The 21,913-nt window shown below is 63.7% G+C and carries 18 protein-coding genes; 8 read left to right on the top strand and 10 right to left on the bottom strand.

Annotated elements, in window-relative coordinates:
• Positions 1-190 precede the first annotated feature (190 nt).
• A complete protein-coding gene (locus tag H2LOC_RS20325; protein ID WP_136494482.1) occupies positions 191-2,134 on the top strand; it encodes a putative bifunctional diguanylate cyclase/phosphodiesterase in 1,944 nt (647 codons plus the stop codon).
• Between the two features lie 49 nt (positions 2,135-2,183).
• Here H2LOC_RS20325 and clpB read toward each other — a convergent pair whose 3' ends face one another.
• Complete coding sequence (clpB, locus tag H2LOC_RS20320) at positions 2,184-4,808, bottom strand: ATP-dependent chaperone ClpB (RefSeq protein WP_136494481.1); 2,625 nt, start codon at positions 4,806-4,808, stop codon at positions 2,184-2,186.
• Between the two features lie 221 nt (positions 4,809-5,029).
• Between clpB and H2LOC_RS20315 the strand changes: the two genes are divergently transcribed.
• Both H2LOC_RS20315 and H2LOC_RS20310 read left to right on the top strand, forming a co-directional pair.
• A complete protein-coding gene (locus tag H2LOC_RS20315) occupies positions 5,030-5,782 on the top strand; it encodes an MOSC domain-containing protein (protein ID WP_136494480.1) in 753 nt (250 codons plus the stop codon).
• Between the two features lie 188 nt (positions 5,783-5,970).
• Entirely contained in the window at positions 5,971-6,165 is a 195-nt protein-coding gene (locus H2LOC_RS20310; protein ID WP_136494479.1) for a hypothetical protein, read from the top strand.
• A gap of 100 nt (positions 6,166-6,265) precedes the next feature.
• On the opposite strand, the gene H2LOC_RS20305 is transcribed toward H2LOC_RS20310, so the two are convergent.
• From H2LOC_RS20305 to htpG, 3 genes are all read right to left on the bottom strand, one after another.
• Positions 6,266-7,231, bottom strand: coding sequence for a DUF4167 domain-containing protein (locus H2LOC_RS20305; protein WP_136494478.1), 966 nt, complete (start codon positions 7,229-7,231; stop codon positions 6,266-6,268).
• A 613-nt stretch (positions 7,232-7,844) separates the two neighbouring features.
• The gene (gene prmC / locus H2LOC_RS20300) at positions 7,845-8,732 is read right to left on the bottom strand and encodes a peptide chain release factor N(5)-glutamine methyltransferase (protein ID WP_136494477.1); all 888 of its coding nucleotides are present in this window, start codon (positions 8,730-8,732) and stop codon (positions 7,845-7,847) included.
• A 32-nt stretch (positions 8,733-8,764) separates the two neighbouring features.
• Complete coding sequence (htpG, locus tag H2LOC_RS20295) at positions 8,765-10,582, bottom strand: molecular chaperone HtpG (RefSeq protein WP_136496918.1); 1,818 nt, start codon at positions 10,580-10,582, stop codon at positions 8,765-8,767.
• Positions 10,583-11,366: 784 nt separating this feature from the next.
• Here htpG and H2LOC_RS20290 point away from each other — a divergent pair.
• On the top strand, positions 11,367-11,726 hold the full coding sequence (locus H2LOC_RS20290) for a DUF2794 domain-containing protein (protein ID WP_136496917.1): 360 nt from the start codon (positions 11,367-11,369) through the stop codon (positions 11,724-11,726).
• Positions 11,727-11,778: 52 nt separating this feature from the next.
• On the opposite strand, the gene H2LOC_RS20285 is transcribed toward H2LOC_RS20290, so the two are convergent.
• Positions 11,779-12,540, bottom strand: coding sequence for a Bax inhibitor-1/YccA family protein (locus H2LOC_RS20285; protein WP_136494476.1), 762 nt, complete (start codon positions 12,538-12,540; stop codon positions 11,779-11,781).
• Between the two features lie 306 nt (positions 12,541-12,846).
• Positions 12,847-13,137, bottom strand: coding sequence for a hypothetical protein (locus tag H2LOC_RS20280; RefSeq protein ID WP_136494475.1), 291 nt, complete (start codon positions 13,135-13,137; stop codon positions 12,847-12,849).
• Between the two features lie 21 nt (positions 13,138-13,158).
• Between H2LOC_RS20280 and H2LOC_RS20275 the strand changes: the two genes are divergently transcribed.
• The gene (locus H2LOC_RS20275; protein WP_246206914.1) at positions 13,159-13,866 is read left to right on the top strand and encodes a hypothetical protein; all 708 of its coding nucleotides are present in this window, start codon (positions 13,159-13,161) and stop codon (positions 13,864-13,866) included.
• 65 nt (positions 13,867-13,931) lie between these two features.
• Here H2LOC_RS20275 and H2LOC_RS20270 read toward each other — a convergent pair whose 3' ends face one another.
• The 3 genes from H2LOC_RS20270 to eno all read right to left on the bottom strand — a co-directional run bounded on the left by H2LOC_RS20270 (position 13,932) and on the right by eno (position 19,404).
• Positions 13,932-14,777, bottom strand: coding sequence for a lytic murein transglycosylase (locus H2LOC_RS20270; protein WP_136494474.1), 846 nt, complete (start codon positions 14,775-14,777; stop codon positions 13,932-13,934).
• 143 nt (positions 14,778-14,920) lie between these two features.
• On the bottom strand, positions 14,921-17,638 hold the full coding sequence (locus tag H2LOC_RS20265) for a valine--tRNA ligase (protein WP_136496915.1): 2,718 nt from the start codon (positions 17,636-17,638) through the stop codon (positions 14,921-14,923).
• Positions 17,639-18,120: 482 nt separating this feature from the next.
• The gene (gene eno, locus H2LOC_RS20260) at positions 18,121-19,404 is read right to left on the bottom strand and encodes a phosphopyruvate hydratase (protein ID WP_136494473.1); all 1,284 of its coding nucleotides are present in this window, start codon (positions 19,402-19,404) and stop codon (positions 18,121-18,123) included.
• 142 nt (positions 19,405-19,546) lie between these two features.
• Here eno and queF point away from each other — a divergent pair, with 142 nt between their 5' ends.
• The 3 genes from queF to H2LOC_RS20250 all read left to right on the top strand — a co-directional run bounded on the left by queF (position 19,547) and on the right by H2LOC_RS20250 (position 21,114).
• Positions 19,547-20,008 carry a preQ(1) synthase gene (gene queF, locus H2LOC_RS20255; protein ID WP_136494472.1) on the top strand — a complete coding sequence of 154 codons (462 nt, stop codon included), beginning with the start codon at positions 19,547-19,549 and terminating at the stop codon, positions 20,006-20,008.
• A gap of 395 nt (positions 20,009-20,403) precedes the next feature.
• Complete coding sequence (locus H2LOC_RS21980) at positions 20,404-20,532, top strand: hypothetical protein (protein ID WP_281350534.1); 129 nt, start codon at positions 20,404-20,406, stop codon at positions 20,530-20,532.
• Positions 20,533-20,598: 66 nt separating this feature from the next.
• Complete coding sequence (locus tag H2LOC_RS20250) at positions 20,599-21,114, top strand: EF-hand domain-containing protein (protein ID WP_136494471.1); 516 nt, start codon at positions 20,599-20,601, stop codon at positions 21,112-21,114.
• A 46-nt stretch (positions 21,115-21,160) separates the two neighbouring features.
• Here H2LOC_RS20250 and H2LOC_RS20245 read toward each other — a convergent pair whose 3' ends face one another.
• Positions 21,161-21,907: a pyrimidine 5'-nucleotidase gene (locus tag H2LOC_RS20245; protein WP_136494470.1), complete on the bottom strand. Its 747-nt coding sequence runs from the start codon at positions 21,905-21,907 to the stop codon at positions 21,161-21,163.
• Between the last annotated feature and the right edge of the window lie 6 nt (positions 21,908-21,913).

Below are 21,913 nucleotides of genomic sequence, written 5' to 3'. Positions count from 1 at the left end.
GAATGCGAGCGGCCGAACGCGAGCCGAACCCGACGCGCCTGCTCATCCTGGCCGAAACGGAAAGAATTTCGATGACTGCCCGATCGAGCGCGATAATTGCTTGCCGCCCCGAGGCGCCCCTGTCTCTCCAGGAAAAAACAAATCCTCGGACCGACAGGCGGGCGGCGCCCGACGAGAAACGGCGCCGCCAATGATTTCCGCAGTCAAGAACCGCCTTCTGGCCTGTTTGCGACGCGAAAACGCGCCTCTCGACCGCGAGGCGGCGGAACGGCTGCGGGCCGAGCAGTTCTCGGCCATCCTGAACCAGACGCCGAATATGATGGTCGCGAACATTTGCAACGCGATCGTGCTTCTGGCCGCCTTTTCTTCTTCTCCCAGACGCGCCGCGGCGTTGTTGTGGGCGCTCGCTGTCGTGTTCCTCGCCGGCACGATCTACTTCAGATACAAGCGGCGCGGTCCGGGTCCCCGGCCAAAGGCCCGGCGCTCCTCCGCAATGAGCAGGCTCGTCTTTCACACGCTTTCTCTCAGCCTGTGCTGGGCGGCCGTTCCGCTGCTGTTTTTTCCCGAGGCCGCGCCCGGGGCTCAGATCCTCGTCATATGCCTTTGCGCAGGGATGCTCAGCGGCGGCGCATTCGCGCTCGCGAGCATTCCTCTTGCAGCAGTGTTGTTCATGGCGCCCATATTCGCAGCCTCGGCGACGACCCTGCTGCGGGCCGGCGGAGATGACTACCTGCTCGCTTTCGTGGTCCTCATCGTCTACACTCTGGTGTTGCTGCGCGGCGCCTTCGCTTACGCGGAGCAATTGCGCTCGCGCGTGCTGCGGCAATTGGAAACCGAACAGAGAGTGCGTACCGACGCGCTTACGTCGCTGCCCAACCGGCTCTGGTTCCACGAGGCTATCGAAACCGAATTCGCCCGCATATCGGGAGACAAAAAACTCTTCGCCCTGATCTACGCCGATCTCGACGACTTCAAGATCGTCAACGATCGGCTGGGCCATGCCGCGGGCGACGAATTGCTCATCGGGGCCGCGGAAAGGATGAAATCCGTCGTGCGCCCGACCGATCTCGTGGCGCGCCTCGGAGGCGATGAATTCGCGGTCGTGGTAACCTCCATCGACGAGCCTGAAGACGCTCTCGTCGTCGCGCAGCGGGTGATCCAGTGCTTCGAGGCTCCATTTTCGCTCGGCTCGTCGGGCGAGGTTTCCTGCGCGGCGAGTCTCGGCGTCGCCATAGCCCCCCGTGACGCGGACAATCCGCACTCTCTGTTGCGCAAAGCCGATATCGCGCTTTACCGGGCGAAACAAAACGGCGGACCGCTATGCGTCTTCGAACCGCATCATGAAGCGGTGGCGCGCGAGGAAAGAACCCTGGAGCGAGATTTGCGCCGAGCGCTTCAACTGAACCAATTTGCGCTGGTGTTTCAGCCGCTGCTGGACTTCGACACGGGGATGATCGCGGGATGCGAGGCCCTGCTGCGATGGGAGCATCCGACCCGCGGCCAGGTGCCGCCTTCGATCTTCATTCCGATCGCCGAGAGGACCGGCTTCATTCACGATCTCGGCCTGTGGGTCATAGAGGAAGCCTGCCGAACCATCCCCCAGTTTCCCAAAGACATCCGCGTCGCCGTCAATGTGTCGGCGGTCCAGCTCCGCGCCCCCGATTTCGCGCAGCGCATGCTCGACAGTCTTTCGACGGCAGGCGTCTCGTCGAACCGTCTCGGCATGGAAATAACCGAAACGGCGCTGCTCTCCGACGATCAGGCCACCAACAGCTCGATACGCTCGCTGGCCCGTGCGGGAGTCGAGATCAGCCTGGACGATTTCGGAACGGGCTACGCTTCTTTGAGCTATCTCCGCAAACTGCCCCTGCACAAAATCAAGATAGACCGGAGCTTCGTCAAAGATGTCCTCGAGCGGTCCGACTGCGAGGCGATCACCCGCGGCGTGATCAGAATGGCCGCCGACCTCGGCATCAGCTGCGTCGGAGAGGGCGTCGAGGATGCCCGGCAATTGAGCTGGCTGCGTCGAAACGGCTGCTCCGAGGCGCAGGGGTTTCTCATCAGCCGGCCCCTCAGCGCCCCGGATTTGAAGAACTTCATCGCGTCCTGGGATCCGCAGCACGTCGCGGCCTGATGGCCGGCGCCCTCCCGCTGTTTACGGGAAGGGCGCGAAGCCGGTTCGATCAGGCGCCTTTCTTCATCTCGATCACATTATCTGGCCGCCCCGCTCGCGCGGGCGCTCCGTTCAGCGTCAGACCCGCGCCATCGGCCGAGACCGCGACATGGGAGCCGTCGGGAATTTCTCCAGCCAGCAGGCGTTCCGCCAACGCGTCCTGAAGCTCCTTCTGGAACACGCGCTTCAACGGCCTCGCGCCATAGGCGGGGTCATAGCCTCTCTGCGCCAGCCATTCACGCGCCTTGGCGTCGGGCTCCAGAACGATCTTGCGATCTTCGAGGAGCTTGGCGAGCCGGGTGAACTGAATGTCGACGATGGAGCCCATGTCCTCGCGGCGCAGGCGGTGGAACAGGATGATCTCGTCGACGCGGTTCAGGAACTCCGGCCGGAAATGGCCGCGAACGACCTGCATCACCTCGTCGTGGACGGCCGAGGAATCCTCTCCTTCCTTCTGCATAACCAAAAACTCCGCCCCGAGGTTCGAAGTCATGATGATCAAGGTGTTCTTGAAGTCGACGGTGCGTCCCTGGCCGTCGGTCAGGCGGCCGTCGTCCAGAACCTGCAGCAGGACATTGAAGACATCGGGGTGCGCTTTCTCGATTTCATCGAACAGCACCACTTGATAAGGCCGGCGACGGACCGCTTCGGTCAGCGCCCCGCCCTCCTCATAGCCGACATAGCCGGGAGGCGCGCCGATCAGTCTCGCGACCGAGTGCTTCTCCATATATTCGGACATGTCGAGCCGAACCATCGCGGTTTCGTCGTCGAACAGGAAAGAAGCGAGCGCTTTCGTAAGCTCCGTTTTGCCGACGCCGGTCGGACCGAGGAATATGAAGGAGCCGATCGGCCGGTTGGGGTCCTGCAGGCCCGCCCGCGCGCGCCGCACCGCCGTCGAAACCGCGGCCACAGCCTCCTTCTGCCCGACGACCCGCTTCGCCAGCTCCTGCTCCATGTGAAGAAGCTTCTCGCGCTCGCCTTCCAGCATTTTATCGACCGGAACGCCGGTCCAGCGCGAGACCACCTGGGCGATGTGGTCGGTCGTGACCGCCTCTTCGACGAGGGCGCCCTTGTTCTGCTCTCCCTCGGCCAGCTTTCGCTCCAGATCGGGGATCACGCCATAGGCGAGTTCGCCGGCGCGCTGATATTCGCCGCGCCTTTGCGCCTGGGCGAGTTCGTTGCGGGCGTTGTCGAGCTGCTCTTTCCATTTCTGGGCTTGTCCGAGCTTGTCCTTCTCGGACCTCCAGCGCTGGGTGAGCGACGCCGACTTCTCCTCGAGCGCGGCCAGCTCCTGTTCGAGGCGCGCCAGCCGGTCCTTCGACGCGGCGTCGGTTTCCTTCTTGAGCGCCTCCTGTTCGATGCGCAGCTGAACGATGCGCCGGTCGAATTCGTCGAGTTCCTCGGGCTTGGAGTCGATCTGCATGCGCAGGCGCGAACTGGCCTCGTCGACGAGGTCGATCGCCTTGTCGGGCAGGAAACGGTCCGAGATATAGCGATTGGACAGGGTGGCGGCGGCCACCAGAGCGCTGTCGCTGATGCGCACGCCGTGATGCAGCTCGTATTTCTCCTTCAACCCGCGCAGGATCGAGACGGTGTCCTCCACGGTCGGTTCGCCGACGAAGACCGGCTGGAAGCGACGCGCCAGCGCAGCGTCCTTCTCGACATGTTTGCGATATTCGTCCAGCGTGGTGGCGCCGACGCAATGCAGCTCGCCGCGCGCCAAAGCGGGCTTCAAGAGGTTCGAGGCGTCCATGGCCCCGTCCGCCTTGCCGGCCCCGACGAGCGTGTGCATTTCGTCGATGAACAGAATGACGGCGCCCTCGGCCGCGGTGATCTCGTTCAGGACCGCCTTGAGGCGTTCCTCGAACTCGCCGCGATATTTCGCGCCGGCGATCAGAGAGCCCATGTCGAGCGCGAGCAGCTTCTTGTCCTGGAGCGACTCCGGAACGTCCCCGTTCACGATGCGCAGGGCGAGGCCTTCGACGATCGCGGTCTTGCCGACGCCGGGTTCGCCGATGAGGACGGGATTGTTCTTCGTGCGCCGGGAGAGAACCTGTATGGTGCGGCGAATTTCGTCGTCGCGGCCGATCACCGGATCGAGCTTGCCTTCCCGCGCCGCTTCGGTGAGGTCGCGGGCGTATTTCTTCAGCGCGTCGTATTGGTTTTCCGCGGTGGCGCTGTCGGCCGTGCGACCCTTTCGCAGATCCTCGATGGCGGCGTTGAGCTTCTGCGGCGTCACTCCGGCCTCGGACAGAATGCGCGCGGACTCCGCTCCCTTCTCCAGGGCGAGCGCGAGCAGCAGCCGCTCGACCGTGACATAGGAGTCGCCCGCCTTTTGCGCGATCTGTTCGGCGTTGTCGAAAAGCCGCGCGGTCGCCGGGGCGAGATAAAGCTGGCCCGCGCCCGAGCCCGCCACTTTGGGCAATTTGGCCAGCGCAGCCTCGGTCTTCAGGCGCGCTTCGGCGGAGCGTCCGCCGGCGCGGTCGATGAGGCCGGCGGCGAGGCCTTCTTCATCGTCGAGCAAAACCTTCAGAATATGTTCGGGAGTGAACTGCTGATGCCCCTCGCGGGTCGCCAGCGACTGCGCCGACTGGATGAAACCCCGCGCGCGTTCCGTATATTTGTCTATATTCATAAAACGGCTCCCACGAGCTTTGGACCGCCTCGACCGGCGCGTCCCGCGTCAAATGATGGCCCCTTGCGGCGGCCTTAAGCGCGATATGGGAACGGCTTTCCGAATTCAAAGGGGGCGCCGCAAAGCGCCGCGCATATGGCGCCGCCCCGCCTGCACGCGAGGCTCTTGGAATAAATATTCTGGAGGTTCATTATCGGCCTCCGAACCTCGCCGGAGAAACCATGCGCATAAAACGCCTCTACCGCTATCCCGTGAAGGGCCTCTCGGCGGAACCGATCGAATCTGCGGAACTGGAGGCGGACGGCTATTTTCCCGGGGATCGGCTATATGCGCTCGAGAACGGCCCTTCCGGCTTCGATCCCGCCCGGCCGGAGCACCAGCCCAAGATCAAATTCCTGATGTTGATGCGAAACGCCGCCCTCGCCGGCCTTTCCACGCGCTTTGAAGCCCATTCGGGCGCGTTGACCATCAAGAAACACGGCGAGGTCGTCGTTCGCGGCGAACTGGGCTCGCCGGAAGGCCGCGCGGCTATCGAGCGCTTCATGACGGAGTTCCTGGGCGAGGAAATCCGCGGACCGGTGAAGCTGCTCGAAGCTCCCGACGGCTTCCGCTTCACCGACTCGAAGTCCGGCTTCGTGTCCTTGCTCAACCTCGCCAGCGTGGACGCGATCAGCGCCGCGGAAGGCCGGACAGTGGATCCGTTGCGGTTCCGCGCCAACATCTATCTCGAAGGCATGGAGCCTTGGGCGGAGACGGAACTGGTCGGAAAGACCGTCGCCATAGGCGGAGTCCGGCTGGAAATTCTCAAGATGACGGATCGCTGCGCAGCGACCGGCGTCGAGCCCGGCACGGGAAAGCGCGACATGGACGTCGTCCAGACGCTGCGCAAGAATTTCGGCCACGTCGACTGCGGCGTCTACGCCCGCGTGATCGAAGGCGGACGCATCTCCCAGGGCGACGCCTGCGCTTTGTGATGCAGAAAACGCCCGCCTGGAAAATGCTCCGGCGCGGCCTTCGAGCCGGCGCCGCGCTTTTACGATGGCGGGTGCTCATTTCGGAGAGCGCCATATTTACGCGCCTATGAGCCCGTCGTTGCGGAGCGCCGAACAGGCGCCCCTGGCGATTATCAATCAGGCTGCCGGCAATATGGGAGACGCCCCGCATGACCGAGGCCAGGATAATTTCATTTGAAACCGGAACGAGGAGCCGCCGCCTCCAGATCGAGATCGAAAGCTGGCGAGCGCGCCTGCGGCTCGCCTACGCACGCGATTGGGACTGGCGAGCCCGCGAAATCTGCAAGCTGGAAATCCGCCGGCTCAGCGATCTGGCCCGCGCGCTGGCCCGCGAGATGTCTTAAAGCGCACTCACGCAAAAGCAGCGCGTGTGCGCTTAGGTCAGGCAAATTCGCTCTGTAGACACGCGCCGAGCGCCTTCGCGCCCGGCGCGGATCAGGTTGCTCAGTCGCCGAGCGGCAGTTCGCCGGCGGCGGGCGCTTCCTCGACGGCGCCGCCCGCCTCCGCAGCGGCGGCGCGCGGTCGCCGCCGACGGCGGGGAGCGAGATTATAGGCGGCGCCCTCCTCGCGCGGCTCGGGCGCGGGCGGCGGCGGATTTTCGACCGCCGGGGCGCTACGCGACACATTTATGGCCGGCGGCGCGGTGATGAAGGCCGGCAGGCCCACCGGCGCCGTCATGTCCGGCTGCTCCGCGGCGACCGAAGGCTCGTAACGCTCCTGCCGAGGCTGGAAGCGGCCCCGCCCGCGCTCGAAACCTGGCTGCTGGGAGCGCCCTTCGGGGGCCTCCTGACCGCGGTCGACGTTATTGCGGTCCAAATTGTTGCGCTCGGCTTGCGCGGCCCGATCCTGGCCGCGGTCAAATCCGCGGTCTCCCTGATTGCCCCGATTTCGTCCGCCGAAGGGCTGCCGTCCCCCCTGGCGCTCATGTCGCATTTCCCCGCCGAAAGGCCGTTCCTCAAAGGGCTGCGGCTGTGGTTGGGGCGCGGCGAAATGCGGCTGAACCTGAGGCTGGGGCGCCTGATAGGGCTGCGGCGCCGGATAGTTCGGCTGTTGCGCCGGCAGACGTTCCGCCAGAGGCGCAAATCGATCCGGCACGCCCAGGAAATCGTCGTCGTCGTCGACCTCCTCCTCGGGCTCGAAGGACTGCCGGCCGTAATTGTTGGTCTGCTGCTGGGCGGCCGAAATCAGGCGAAAATAATGCTCGGCGTGCTGCAGCAGGTTTTCCGCCATGACGATATCGCCGGAGGATTGGGCGTCGCGGGCGAGCTGCAGGTATTTCTCGGCGACATGCTGGGCGGTGCCGCGAATCTTGACGTCCGGACCGTTCGATTCAAAGGAGCGCGTCAGCGGATTGGGAACTTTTCTTCCCCCATTGCGCCCGCGCAGCCTCTTGTTTTGTCCTGGTCTCATTGACAATCCCCAATAATCCCCTTCGAGCGGCGCCGGGCTCGCGCCTGCCGCCGCATGGATGTGATAGATGACGCGCCGCGCGCGGTTGACTTGAGTGGCATTCGCTCTTTCTGGCGGAGGCTTTCCTGTGAGCCCCGCGACCGCCGTCCTGGAACCTGCAGAACTGCTCGGTTGTTGTTTTTCTTGAAGCGGTCTCTTCCGTTTCGCAGTGGCTTCGCCGACCCCATGCCATCGAAGAAGCAGCACTCTCTCCGCGCCGTTTCCGTTCTCGATCCAAGAACGTAGGCGGCTCCAGATCAGAGTTGAGCGGCAAGCTCCGACAATTCTTCAAAACGCTCCGAACTCCGGGCTTTTTAGCTAAAGCCGCGATCAGGCCGGTTGCGGGACGATGCAAGGTGATTGGGTCGGCGCAAATCGCTGCGCCCGTCCTATCCTTACGGCTTCTCAGCGCCGACGGCGGCTGCTGAAAATATTCCCGGCAAGGAGCGCTGGCGGATCATCACGCCCAGCATCATCAAAACTCGTTTATCGACTCCTATATATAAGACGGGCGCCGACTCGCCAAGACCATCGCATCAGCAAAGCACAAAAAACTCAAACTGTAGCTAATTTATCACGCATCCAACCTTGCGGCGACGGCACGCTCATGGCCTCCGGCGTCACGGGCCGTCGCCACGACCCCGAGGCCCGCTCCTGCAAAGAGAACGCGAATGCTTTGCGCCTGTCCGGCGCCCGCCTCCACGAGTCCCAATCCTCCGGGAACCACAATTCGGCCCAGGCTCCCGATGATTTCCCTGTAGCATTCGAGTCCGTCGGCCCCGCCGTCGAGCGCAAGCGCCGGATCGTGCAAGCGAACCTCGGGGTCGAGGCCGCCGATGTCCTCGCTTTTTATATAGGGGGGATTCGAGACGACGAGATCGAATCGAGAGCCGATCGCGTCGGCCCAGCGACCCCGAACCACGCTCGCGCGATGGGCGTGGCCGCATTGCGCGAGATTGGCTTGGGTCAGCGCACAGGCGGCGGGGGAGAGATCCACCGCCACACCGTAAGCCTGCGGCAGCTCGCTCAGCAGAGCGCAGATTATGGCGCCCGAGCCCGAGCCGAGATCGAGCAGCCTCAACGGCTCATGGCGCCTGCCGGAGAGAAGACTCAAGGATAATTCCACGAGCGTCTCCGTATCCGCCCTTGGATCGAGCACCAAAGGCGCGACCTGAAGATCGAGGGTCCAGAACCCGCGCGTCGCCAGGATGCGGGAGACGGGCTCCCGCCCCGCCCGTCTCGCCGCATAGGCGCTCAGGAGGCGAGCGGCGTCCTCGCCAAGCGGCGCGTCCGGGTTCAGCACCAGCTCCGTAGGACCGATCCCCGCCGCCGCCAGAAGCAGCGTTCGGGCATCGAAGCGCGCCTCTTCGACGCCGCTCGAGCTCAGCCGCCGGGCGACGGCCTCGAGAGCCCCGGCGCGGCTGACGCCGCCGGTCACTATCGGAACGGCGCCGCCGGTCATCTTCGGTTCTCCAGACGCGCCCTTGGCCACGATCAGGCGGCGCCTTTGGCGAGGCGCGCGCTCAGGCGCCGGGCGAAAGCATTGGCGTCGACCGGAGGCTCGCCATCGGCGATTCGTGCGAGATCGAGCAGCATGAAGCTGCCGTCTTCGACCTCGGCCCCAGGGGCCGCCTGCGCCAGGACCGTGATCGCGGGATGGCGCGGATTTATCTCCAGCACCGGCTTGCCCAGCGCGCCGGCCTGTCCGTGCTCGGCCAGCAATCGCGCGAGCTGGCGATCGAGGCCATGTTCGGGAGCGATCAGGCAGACTGCGCTCTCACGCAGTCTCGTCGAGACGCGCACGTCGTCGACATGCTCCTTCAGCGCTTCCTTCATCCTGGTCGCGAGAGCCGCGACCTCGGCGCTCGCATCGCCAGCCGATTGTTCCGCTTCGCCCTCCTTCAAGGGCACCAGCGAAAGGTCGGCCGCCCCTTGAGTGACCGATTTGAAGGGTTTGCCCTCATAGCCGACGCAGCTCGTCACCCAGAAAGCGTCGACCGCGTCGTCGAGAAGCAGAACCTCAACTCCTCGCGCGGAAAATTCCTCGATCTGGGGACTATGCGCGAGCCGTTTGCGGTCGTCGCCGACGAGATAATAGATCGCGGTCTGGTTCTCCCTGAGGTCCGCGACATAGTCTTTCAGCGTACGGGTCTTCTCGCTCGCGCGGGTAGAGGCGAAGCGGGCGAGCTTGAAGATGTCGTCGCGGCGCTGCGGATCCTCGTGCAGCCCTTCCTTGATCACGGCCCCGAAGTTTTCCCAGAGGCCGGCGAATTTTTCCGGCTCCGCCTCGGCGAGCTTGCCGAGCTCCTGCACGATGCGCGAGGCGATCGCCTTGCCGATCTGGGCCACGACCGGGCTCTGCTGCACCATTTCGCGAGAGACATTGAGCGGAATGTCGGAGCTGTCGACCACCAGCCGCACGAAGCGCAGCCATGCCGGCAGCAATTGTATCTCCCTGGAGATCAGCACGCGGCGCACATAGAGCTTGCTCTTAGCTTTGCGCAGCGGATCGAACAGGTCCAGCGGACGGGAGCCGGGTATGAAGGCGAGAACCGTATATTCGGTGCGCCCCTCGGCCCGCCAATGCACGGTCAGCGCCGGTTCGTCGAACTGGCCGCCGAGCTGCCGATAAAAGTCGGCGTATTCCTCATTCGATATTTCGGATTTGGGCTTGGCCCACAAGGCGGCGCCGTCGCTGATCCGGCGCGGCTCCTCGCCGGGCGCGCCTGCGATCTCGATCGGAATGGCGAGCGCGCCGGAATGTTCGCGCAGGGCCTGCTCGATCCGCCAGGCGTCGAGGAATTCTTCGCTCTCGGCATTGAGGTGAAGCGTCACGCGCGTGCCGGCGGCGGGGGCTTCCTCCGCCTGCGCCGGGGCGATTTGATAGGAGCCTTTCCCTTCGGAGGTCCACAACCAGGCTTCCTGAGACCCGGCGCGGCGGGTGGCCACCTCGACCCGGTCCGCGACCATGAACACCGAATAGAAGCCGACGCCGAACTGTCCGATCAGGCTCTGACCTTTATCCCCGCCGCCGTCGGCGTTGATCTTGTCGAGAAAAGCCCGCGTTCCCGAATTTGCGATCGTGCCGAGCGCCGAGACGAGTTCTTCGCGGTTCATGCCGATCCCGTTGTCGGCGACGGTCAGAGTCTTCTTGTCCTTGTCCAGCGAGATCGTGACGAGAGGGGCTCCCGCCTGGGCGGCGAGAGCTTCGTCGGACAGCGCTTCGTAACGAAGCTTTTCGCTGGCGTCGGCCGCATTGGAGACCAGCTCGCGCAGGAACACCTCGCGCTCGGAATAGACGGAATGCGCCATCAACTGAAGCAGACGCGCGACGTCGGCGGTGAAGCCGTGGCTGGTTGCATGCGTGTTCGAGTCGAGATTGACGTAAGCGTCGGTCACTTTCTGTCGCTCCAAAACATTCGGATCAAAAGGCGCGGCTGCTGGACTGCGGCCTCGGGGGCGTCGTGCGCTCGCGCCGATACGCGAGCCGCGACTAGAGCGCTTTCCGACCGGACGGAATCGTCTGGTCGATAAGAAACCGCTCCAGATTCGAGAAGCTTGAGCAAAATCTCATCGAAAAAGTCTACCAACTTTTTCGGATTTCGCTCTAGCCGCGGGCTCGCTCGCGCAACGCCCTATCGGCCAGCACCTCATATCGGCGGTGAGGAGGGAATTGCAAGATTGGACAGGAGCCTGGCGCGGCGGCGCAAGACGAGCCGGCGGAAGGAACGCCACCCGCCGGCTCGCCCATCGCCACGTACGCACCGGCGTTCAGATCGCACGCCCTTCCGGGGGGCTGGGGGGCTGACGATAACCGGAAAAGCGCGCCTCGGCCGGTCGAGGCAATAGTTGGGATATTGGGCGCGGCTCTTGGCCTGCAAGTGGCCCAACTTCGACCAAATCGTGAAATCTTTTTCGGCTCGACTGTGAGCGAAACAGTCGCAATTATGTCATCTGGCGCTTGCCCTTCCCTCGGGAGCAAGCGAACATGGCGATAACCAACATATCCAACGCCTCTTTCGGAGGACGGCGCATGAGCGACGGCGAACCGGATCAACAGCGCGGCGCTGCGGCCCATCTCACGCTCGTTGCGGGGATGGCCGCAGGATGGCGGGAAAAGCCCCCGGTTCCCTCTGCTTCGCGGGACGCTTCGCCGGTCGTCGCCTTCGACCGGAGCGAATTGCGCATCATCTTCGATCTCTACGGGCCGAGGGTGGCGAATGGCGACTGGCGCGATTACGCACTGGACTTCACCGCATCGAAAGCGGTTTTTTCGATCTTTCGCCGAAGCTGCGAAACTCCCCTTTATCGGATCGAGAAAAATCCCGCCCTGGCGAGACGCCAGGGAGCCTACTGCGTGATCGACGCCAGCGGGCTCATCCTGCGCAGGGGCCATGATCTCGCACGCGTCGTCGGCGTGCTCAACCGCAATCTCCGCGTGGTCGGCGCAGAGTGAAAAAAGGCCCCGCGCGCCGGCGGGGCCTTCGAAACTTCAGGCTCGAGGGCCGTCAGTCGTTTCTGTCGCCGAACAGATAGAGCAGCGACTGGAACATGTTGATGAAATCCAAATAGAGCTGCAGCGCGCCGAAGATGCTCTTCTTCTGGGCGAGCTCGTAGCCGTCGCCGGCGTAATACTGGTCCTTGATGGACTGAGTGTCCCAGGCGGTCAACCCGGAGAAGATCAGCACCGACAGGATCGACAGACCGAACTGCAGGCTCGAGCTGTGCAGGAAGATGTTCACCACGCCGGCGATCACCAGGCCCCACACGCCCATGATGAGGAAGGAGCCGACCGGGGAAAGGTCGCGGTTGGTGGTGTAGCCGTAGAGGCTGAGGCCGCCGAAGGCCGCCGCGGTGATGAAGAACACCCGCGCGACGGAGGCGCCGGTGTAAACCATCAGCAGGAACGACATCGAAAGCCCGATGAGGGCCGCGAAGGTCAGGAACAGGGTGCGGGCCGTCGCCGCCGACATCGAGTTGGCGCGCGCGCTGATGAAGAACACGAAGGCCAGCGGCGCCAATACGATGACCCAGCGCAACGGGCTCGTGTAGATGAGCTGACCGAAGGGCGTGAGCGCCAGTCGGCCGGCGGCGTTATGAGTCACGGAGAGCATCTGCGCTGCGAGCGCGACCAGGCCGGTGACGCCGAGGCCGAGCGTCATGTAGTTGTACACGCCCAGCATATAGGCGCGCAGGCCCTGGTCTATTTCCGCAGTCGCTTTTCTGGCGACATGCGCCCCGAAGGCCGTGTTGCGGTCGAAATTGGACATGAGATCCTCTCATCCAGCCGAGAAAACGCGCGCCCTGCGTTGAAGCTCGTGGCGCGAGCCTTGGCGTGAATATGGCGCGAGCCGCCCGACGTGACAAGATAGTCCCGCATGAACTCTTGTTAAGCTTGCCCGTATCCTTATTTTTCTTCCGATTTTCCAAGTCTCGATGCGAGAAGAGCTGCGCGCGAAAAAAGTCTCGTATTATAAAGCAGTCTCAGGAAGACCAGGGACTTCGCAGCGTGAAATCCACGCTTAGGCGCTGGGCCGACGAGGCTGGAGATCGAAAAGGAAAGTCTTTTCCGAGGTTTATGCTTTCCGCATAATTTCGTTTATCGAAGCAAAGCGCATGACCCGGCGCAATTTGGAGAACGCAGGCGCCCAAACCTTGGCGCGCTCTTTGTGTCCGGCGAAATCGGTCTTGCGCTGTACAAACCAGCCTTCAGCCAGGGGCGCAGCCTGCAGCATGTGGCCGAGCCCGCCACTTGCCGCGGCATTAGAATTGGGTAACATGACGCAATGACAGGCCGCATCCAGAGCGCTTGGATAAAGCGGCTGCCGCGCCTGAAAGATCCTTAGTGTCGCCTGTCCTTGCCACATGGAGACCCAGGAGGAATGATCATGCGAGACGACGAATCATCCGCGCCTTGTCCAAGTCGGAGCGGCGCCCGGGGACCCATCTACCTTTTTGCCCTGAAATGGGCGGCGGTGTCGATGGGACTGATGGTCGCAGCGGCGTTGCTGGGCGTCCAGCCCGCTTCCGCTCACGGTCGCCTCGGCGCCGCCGAAGGCCGCTGCCGGCTGTTCATCGGCCCCGACATCATGAATTTCACCGGCTATACGCCGGACGCCTCCAAGAGCGAATTCTGCGAGGACATTCCCGCGACCGGCCGCATGATCATGGTGCTCGACGACGAGCAGCCCGAGCTTCGCGACATGAAGATCGAGATCCGCATCGTCAAGGATGTGGGCAGCGAGGAGAAGGAGAACGAGAATCTCGACGCGGTCACTGTCGCCTATCGCGAACCGAGGCTCTACAGGACCGGAACGGTCAATTTCGAGCATGATTTCCCCGAGCCCGGTTATTTCGTGGGCATCGTCACCGTCATCGGAGACCACGGGGAGCGATGGGTGTCTCGCTTTCCCTTCTCGGTCGGCAAGACCTTCATGAGAACCTTGCCGGTTTATATTCTTCTCACCCTCGGCGTCTTCGCGCTCTTCGTCATTTACCTGCGCCACCGCAAACTGGCGCCGGTCGCGCCGGTAAAGCCGCTCGCGCCCCCCGAAGATCCCGAGCCGCACGACCCCGCGGCCACCCCGGCGGAATGATTTATGGAGCGCATTCTCGAAATGAGAATGCGCTCCAACTGTTTGATGCCAGCTGGAATAAGCTCTTACTCGGCGCCGCCGCCCGACCCGCCGGCGAGCATGTCGGCGAACCGCGCTATGGTCTCGCCGTAGACTCGCGCCTTGTTCCATTCGAGCAGAACGGGAAAGTTGGGCTGGCCCTCGTCCCAGCCGGCGCCGCGCCGCCAGCCATTGGCCTTGAGGAAATTGGCTGTGGAGGCGAGCGCGTCGGGAATGTTCCGGATCAGGTCTCGCTTTCCGTCACGGTCGAAATCGACCGCATATTTCAGATAGGACGAGGGCAGGAACTGGGTCTGGCCGATCTCGCCGGCCCAATCCCCGCGCATCTGCGCAGGAGACATGTAGCCTCTGTCCACGATCCTCAGCGCGTCCAGCAGTTCCGCGCGAAAGCGCTCGGATCGCCGGCAGTCATAAGCGAGGGTGGCGAGCGCGTCGAAGCTGCGGAAATTGCCGTTGTCGGCGCCAAAGCCGGTCTCCAGTCCCCAGATCGCCACGAGAACCGCGCCGGGGACGCCATATTCCTGCTCGATACGGCCGAGGAGCGCCGCATGGCGCTGCAACAGCGCCTTTCCTTTTGCGATCCGCGAGGGGCTCAGCAGGCGGCGGGAGAATTGCTCGAAACTCTGGTGGAAGATTCCCTGCGCCCGGTCCCGCAAAATGACCGAACGGTTATAGGAGACCCCGCGCAAGGCGGCGTCGACCGTCGCCTCCGAGACGCCTTCGCCGACGGCCTCGCTTCTGAAGCCGGCGACCCAGCTTTCAAACCCCGCGGGGTCGCGCCCGCAGGGCGCAGCGGAAGCCGGCAAAGCGAACAGAAGCGACAGCAAGAACCCGCCCTTCAGCGCAACCGGGGAAAGAGACGTCGGCTTCATGGGCGAGGCCTTCCGGGTAGAATTTCAGGGCGAAGGGCGCTTTCCCTCCCCTTGAGGGGCAAAGAGAAGAGTCACACATCTCAAGAATGCCGTCTTGGCCGGGCTTGGCCCGGCCAACATTCTGAATGCCGAAGCGCCCGCCCTTATCCGAGCCGTCCCCTTGCGGCGCGCAGCTTCTCGATGCGCAGGAGAGCGGCGTCGCGGCGTTCGCGGTGCTCCTCGATAACCTCCTCGTCGGCCTTGGCGAGGAAGCCCGGATTGGCGAGCTTGGCGTCGAATTTCTTCACCTCGCCCTCGAGCTTTTCGATTTCCTTGTCGAGGCGCTTCGCCTCTGCGGCGAGGTCGATCACGCCTTCGAGCGGCAAAGCGGCGACGACGCCGCGCACCACGATCTGGGCGCTGCTCTTCGGCGCGGCCTCGGCGAAGGTCACGCCTGCGAGCCGCGCGAGCCGCTTGAGCGTATCCTCCCAGGAGGCGGCGCGCTCACGGATGCGTTGATCGGCCCCCACGATGACGAGGGCGATCTCGGCGCCGGCGGGAAGGTTCATCTCGGCGCGCAGGGATCGTATCTCGGTGATGAGCTCGACCACCCAGCCGACCTCATCCTCGGCTGCAGCGTCGTCGAGCCCGTCCAGCTTCGGCCAGGAAGACAGCACGAGCATGTTCTCCCTCGCCTCGCCTTCGGCGCCCTTGATCGCCCAAAGCTCCTCGGTGATGAAGGGCATGAAGGGGTGCAGCAGGGCGTAGATCTGATCCAGCACGAAGCTGGTGCAGGCGCGGGTCTCGTCCTTGGCCGGTCCGTCCTCGCCCTGCAGCAGGGGCTTGGTCAGCTCGACATACCAGTCGCAGAAGATGTTCCAGACAAACCGGTAAGCGGCGTTGGCGGCGTCGTTGAAGCGATAGGCCTCGATCGCCGAGGTGATTTCCCGCGCCGCGCGGCCCGCCTCGGTGACGATCCAGCGGTTGAGCGTGATCTTGTTGGCGGCGGGATCATAGCCCGCGACCCGGGCGCAGCCGTTGAGCTCGGCGAAGCGCGAGGCGTTCCAGAGCTTGGTGGCGAAGTTGCGGTAGCCTTCGACGCGGCTGGTCGCGAGCTTGATGTCCCTGCCCTGCGCCGCCATCGCCGCCAGCGTGAAGCGCAGCGCGTCGGCGCCGTATTCCGAGACGAGATGCAGGGGATCGATGACGTTGCCCTTGGATTTCGACATCTTGGCGCCCTTCTCGTCGCGGACGAGGGCGTGGATATAGACGTCGTGGAAGGGGACTTCCTTCCTGAAATGCAGGCCCATCATCATCATTCGGGCGACCCAGAAGAAGATGATGTCGAAACCGGTGACGAGGACGTTGGTGGGATAGAAGCGCTCGAGCTCTCGTGTTTCTTCCGGCCAGCCGAGCGTCGAGAACGGCCACAACGCTGACGAGAACCAGGTGTCCAGCACGTCCTCGTCGCGCGTCAGGGCCACGTCGCGGCCGTGTTTTTCACGCGCGGCGATGTGGGCGTTTTCCTCGTTCTCGGCGACGAAGACATTGCCCTCCTCGTCGTACCACGCCGGTATGCGATGGCCCCACCACAGCTGGCGCGAGATGCACCAGGGCTGGATGTTCTCCAGCCACTCGAAATAGGTCTTCTCCCAGTTCCTGGGCACGAATTTGGTGCGGCCGTCGCGCACGGCCGCAAGCGCCGGCTGCGCCAGGGTCTTGGCGTCGACATACCATTGATCGGTGAGGCGCGGCTCCAGCACGGCGTGGGAGCGGTCGCCGTGCGGAACCATGTGGGTGTTGTCGGCGATCTGCTCGAGCAGGCCGCGCTCGTCCATCATGGCCACGACGCGCGCGCGGGCCTTGAAACGGTCGAGGCCGTCGAGGGCCCCGATAGCCGCGTCGAGCTCGGCCGAAGAGGCGACCCCGTCGATAAAGGCCTGATTGCCCGCCAGCGTCACATTGGCGTTGGCGTCGAACACATTGATCAGCGGCAGGCCGTGGCGCTTGCCGACCTCGAAATCGTTGAAATCGTGCGCCGGCGTGATTTTCACCGCGCCCGAGCCTTTTTCTGGATCGGAGTATTCGTCGGCGACGATGGGAATCAGCCGCCCGACCAGCGGCAGGCGCACCCGGCGCCCGACCAGCTTTTGATAGCGCTCGTCATCGGGATGGACGGCCACGCCGGTGTCGCCGAGCATGGTCTCCGGCCGCGTCGTCGCCACGACGATGAACTCGCCGGTTTCCTGACCGTCGCCCGTGACCAGCGGATATTTGAAGTGCCACAGATGTCCCTTGACCTCGGTCGGCACGACTTCGAGGTCGGAAATCGCGGTGTTCAGGACCGGATCCCAGTTCACCAGCCGCTTGTCTTTGTAGATCAGCCCCTCCCGATGGAGCTGAACGAAGACTTTCACGACCGCCTGCGAAAGCCCCTGATCCAGAGTGAAGCGCTCGCGCGACCAGTCGCAGGAGGCGCCGAGGCGCTTCAACTGCTCGACGATGGTTCCGCCGGATTCGGCCTTCCAGGCCCAAACGCACTCGAGGAATTTCTCGCGACCCATCTCGCGACGCGAGGGCTGCTGGCGCTCGGCGAGCTGCCGCTCGACCACCATTTGCGTCGCTATGCCGGCATGATCCGTGCCCGGCTGCCACAGCACGTCCTTGCCCTGCATCCGCGCGTGACGGGCGAGAATGTCCTGAAGCGTGTTGTTGAGCGCATGGCCCATATGAAGCGAGCCCGTGACATTGGGCGGCGGAATGACGATGGAATAGGGTTCGGCGCCGGCCCGCTCGGGCCTTCCCGCGCGAAAGGCTCCCGACGCCTCCCACTCATCGCGGATGCGCTTCTCTATGGCGGCGGGATCGAAGGTCTTTTCCATGGTCATGGGCTATCTGCAGCTACTCCCTCTCCCGGCTTGCGCGAAAGAGGGTTGGGGTGAGGGGCTCGGGGTAATACAGGCGTGGCGGAACGCCAAGAGTTCAAACTGAAAAATTCATGGTGCGATCAAAGTGGGCCAACTAACCCTCTCCCCGTGGATGGCCTATGGCATGAACACATTTCGAAAGTCGCCAATCCTGTCATGACGGGGAAAAGGCGGACAAGTCCGGCCCGCGGCGATCGGGCGAAAGGCGCACACCCTCCCCTCGAGGGGCGGGGTCGCCGCGAAGCGGCGGCCCAGGGTGACTTTCTGCTGCGATTTTAGTCGCTTATCCCCCACCACGTCGCGCAGCGCGCAAGGGTGAGGGATGGGGAGCCCCATGTTCCATGGTTTTCCCCGAAAGCCCTGCCACGACGGCTTCCGGGAGAGGCCGGCGCGCGTCGTCGCATTCTCCCCCAAGCAGCGGAGCGGCGCCGCGCTCTTTAAGCCAGCGCCTTCAAAGCGCTGAGGCCGGCGTAAACGGCCGTCGGTCCGAGCTCTTCCTCGATGCGGATGAGCTGGTTGTATTTCGCGATCCGGTCGGAGCGGGCGAGCGAGCCGGTCTTGATCTGGCCGCTGTTCACCGCGACGGCGATGTCGGCGATGGTGGAATCCTCGGTCTCGCCGGAGCGGTGGGAGAGGACCGTGGTGTAGCCGGCCCGATGCGCCATATCCACAGCGGCGAGGGTTTCGGTGAGCGTGCCGATCTGATTGACCTTGACCAGCAGCGAATTGGCGACGCCCTGCCTGATGCCCTCGTCGAGACGCTCGACATTGGTGACGAAGATGTCGTCGCCCACGATCTGGACGGTCTTGCCGATCCTTTCGGTGAGCAGCTTCCAGCCCAGCCAGTCGTCTTCGGCCATGCCGTCCTCGACCGAGACGATCGGATAGGACGAGACCAGCTTGGCGAGATATTCGACCTGTTCGGCGACGGTGCGCGTCACCTTCTCGCCCTCATAGACGTATTTTCCGTCCTTGAAGAACTCGGTGGCGGCGGCGTCGGTGGCGAGGCAGATATCCACGCCCGGCTTGAAGCCGGCGGTTTCGATCGCCTTCATGATGAAGTCCAGCGCGGCTTCAGCGGAAGGCAGATTGGGCGCAAATCCGCCCTCGTCGCCGACCGCGGTGTTGTATCCGGCCTTTTTCAGCGCGCTCTTGAGGGTGTGGAAGACCTCGGCGCCCCAGCGGATGGCGTCGGCGACGGTCGGAGCCCCGACCGGCATGACCATGAATTCCTGGAAGTCGATCGGATTGTCGGCGTGAACCCCGCCATTGATGATGTTCATCATGGGGGTGGGGAGAACGCGCGCCTGCGTGCCGCCGATATAACGATAGAGCGGCAGGGCCGAGGCCTCGGCGGCCGCCTTGGCGACAGCCAGGGACACGCCCAGAATGGCGTTGGCGCCGAGGCGCGACTTGTTGGCGGTGCCGTCCAGCTCGATCATGGCCTCGTCGACGGCCACCTGCTCCTCGGCCTCGAACCCCATCAAAGCGCTGGAGATTTCGTCGTTTACGCTCTGGACCGCCGCCAGCACGCCCTTGCCGAGAAAGCGCTTGGGATCGCCGTCGCGCTTTTCCACCGCCTCATGGGCGCCCGTCGAGGCTCCCGAGGGGACCGCCGCGCGCCCGGTGGAGCCGTCCTCCAGCGTGACATCGACCTCAACGGTGGGATTGCCGCGCGAATCGAGAATTTCGCGGGCGTGGATGTCGATGATCTCGGTCATTGAAAGGCCTCTTTGCTGCGGCGCGGGATTTTGCGCCTTTTAGCCCGATTGCGCCGCGCGGGGAAGCGCGGAATGCGAAGGCGGCGCGCTTTCCGGCCGCCGCGCTTGACGCGCCAGCCCGCCCGCCTCTAACTCTCGGCCCATGACCAAAACCCACCAAGGCCCGGCTCTTCTCGGCGAAAAGGCGCCCCTCCCCGCTTCGCCCGACGAGGCCGAACTCGACCTCGTCCCCAACCCCCATCCGGGGGAGACTTATCTGGTGCGTTTCACCGCCCCGGAATTCACTTCGCTGTGTCCGGTGACCGGGCAGCCGGATTTTGCGCATATCGTCATCGATTATGCGCCGGGCGAGTGGCTGGTGGAGTCGAAATCGCTCAAGCTTTATCTCGGCAGTTTCCGCAATCACGGCGCCTTTCACGAGGACTGCACTCTGCGCATCGCCCTCGATCTGAAAAACGCCATGTCGCCCCGATGGTTGCGGATTGGCGGCTACTGGTATCCGCGCGGCGGGATTCCCATCGACGTTTTTTGGCAGAGCTCCGAGCCGCCGCAAGGTCTTTGGCTGCCCGACCAGGGAGTTCCTCCCTATCGCGGCCGCGGTTGAGGAGAGTTTCGAAGAAGGTCGACCGGCCGTCGCGGCGCAACCCCGCTCAGCCTATCGACCCGGCGCATGAAGGGCGTTCCCCTTCATTTGCCCTGGAGAGTCGGCGGGTGCGAACCGCCCGATCTGTGCGCGAGCCTCGCCTGCACCGACAAAGCCATTCCGAGACATGTCAACAGCCAGATCGCCAAGAGTGTCGGCTTCACAAGAGGGCCCATCGCTTCCTCCCGTCGGATGTTTCCAGCCGCGAATGGTGGCCGCGAATGGCGAATAAGGCCACAAGAATTCCAGCCTAATTCGAATGAACATCGGCCCCGCCGCCTTCAAAAAGTCCGATTGGATATTCCAGAATTCACCCGTGGCGACTCCAAGACGCCTGATTCCAAAAAGGAAACTCCATGAAAAAGATCCTTGCGCTGTTAGCTTTGGCCTCCGCTGTCGCTTTCGCTCCCGTCGCGGCGCAGGCGCATATGACCGGTCACCCCCATCACCACCATCATCATCACCACCACCACCATCACCACTGATTTTCCTGGTGACGCCGGCGCCTGATCGCCTATGATCAGGCGCCTTTACTTTTACAGAGAAGCAATATGCGCTGCCAGACCGGCTTTCTTCTTATCGCCTTGTCATGCTGGTGGATTTCCCCGGCGCGGGCCCAGAGCAACGATCCGGCGCCGCACAGGCGTGACTTCGTGGTGGACACCGCAGCCGAATGGGGCGGCCAGGGCGGCGTCTACACCTGCCAGCAATGGCGCGCCTACGTCACCCGCATGTATCGCATCGGCGACCCACGGCGCCGCGGCTATATCGACGCCGCCGGCTTCGAGCTGATCCGGAAAGCCAGTCCCGTGTTCGAGAACGCGAGCTTCGATTATTTCGACGTCGAGAACAAAGGCCGCGTCTCGCAAAAAGATTTCATCGAGTTCGAAAGCCCGTTCTTCGCCCGCTTCGACAGAAACCACACCTGCCACATCACCATGAACGACGTCCGCGCCGCCAGCGAAACCAAGGCGGCGCCGCAGCAGCCGGCCGAGCGCTCCGGAGGAGGCCGAGGCGGCGGAATGATGGGCGGCGGGATGGGCGGCGGCGGGTTCGGCGGGCGTTGATCCGGCCCCCGCCCGGCGCTGCGAGCTTTTTGGAAGCGAAGGCGCGTTAAAAATCCGTCGTCCGGACGGACGCGACGATCCGCTCCAGGAAGCCGCAGAGATCTTCGGTCACGAAGTCCACATGCGGCTCCGAGCCATGGGCGACTTCCCAGGATTCGCGCTCCAGAATCTCCCCTTCGCGAGGCGTGACCAGCACCGTCGTCATGCCATGCTGATGCGGAACTATAAGATTGCGCGCGATGTCTTCGAACAGCGCGGCGCGTTTCGGCTCCACTGCGTGTTTTTCAAAGAAGCGAGCGTAGACGCCTGGGTCCGGCTTCGCCACGAAATCCGCGGCGATGATGTCGAAAATGTCCTCGAAAAGATGATCGAGCCCCAATTGCCGCGCCGTCTTGACCGCATGGTCGCGGGAGCCGTTGGTGAGAATGAGCTTGCGTCCCGGCAGAGCCGCAATGGCGGCCGCCAGGGTGTGATCGGGCTCGAGCGAGGAGCGATCGATATCATGCACGTAATGCAGATAGGTCGCCGCATCGACGCCGTGCTCGGTCATGAGACCGCGCAAGGTGGTTCCATATTGCAGATAATAATGTTTCTGCAGCGCGCGCAGGGACAGGCTGTCCAGACCGAACAGCCTCATCATGAAAAGCGTTATCCGATCGTCTATCTTCGGCCAAAGATCGGACGACGGCGGATAAAGCGTGTTGTCGAGATCGAACACGAAAGTGTCGATCCCGGCGAACCGCGCGGCTATCCGTTCCGCCTGAGATCGGGCTCCCTCCTGCAGGCGGCGCATTCCCTG

It is taken from the genome of Methylocystis heyeri, assembly GCF_004802635.2.
GTDB classification, from domain to species: domain Bacteria; phylum Pseudomonadota; class Alphaproteobacteria; order Rhizobiales; family Beijerinckiaceae; genus Methylocystis; species Methylocystis heyeri.
This window is presented reverse-complemented; position numbering and strand designations above follow the sequence as displayed.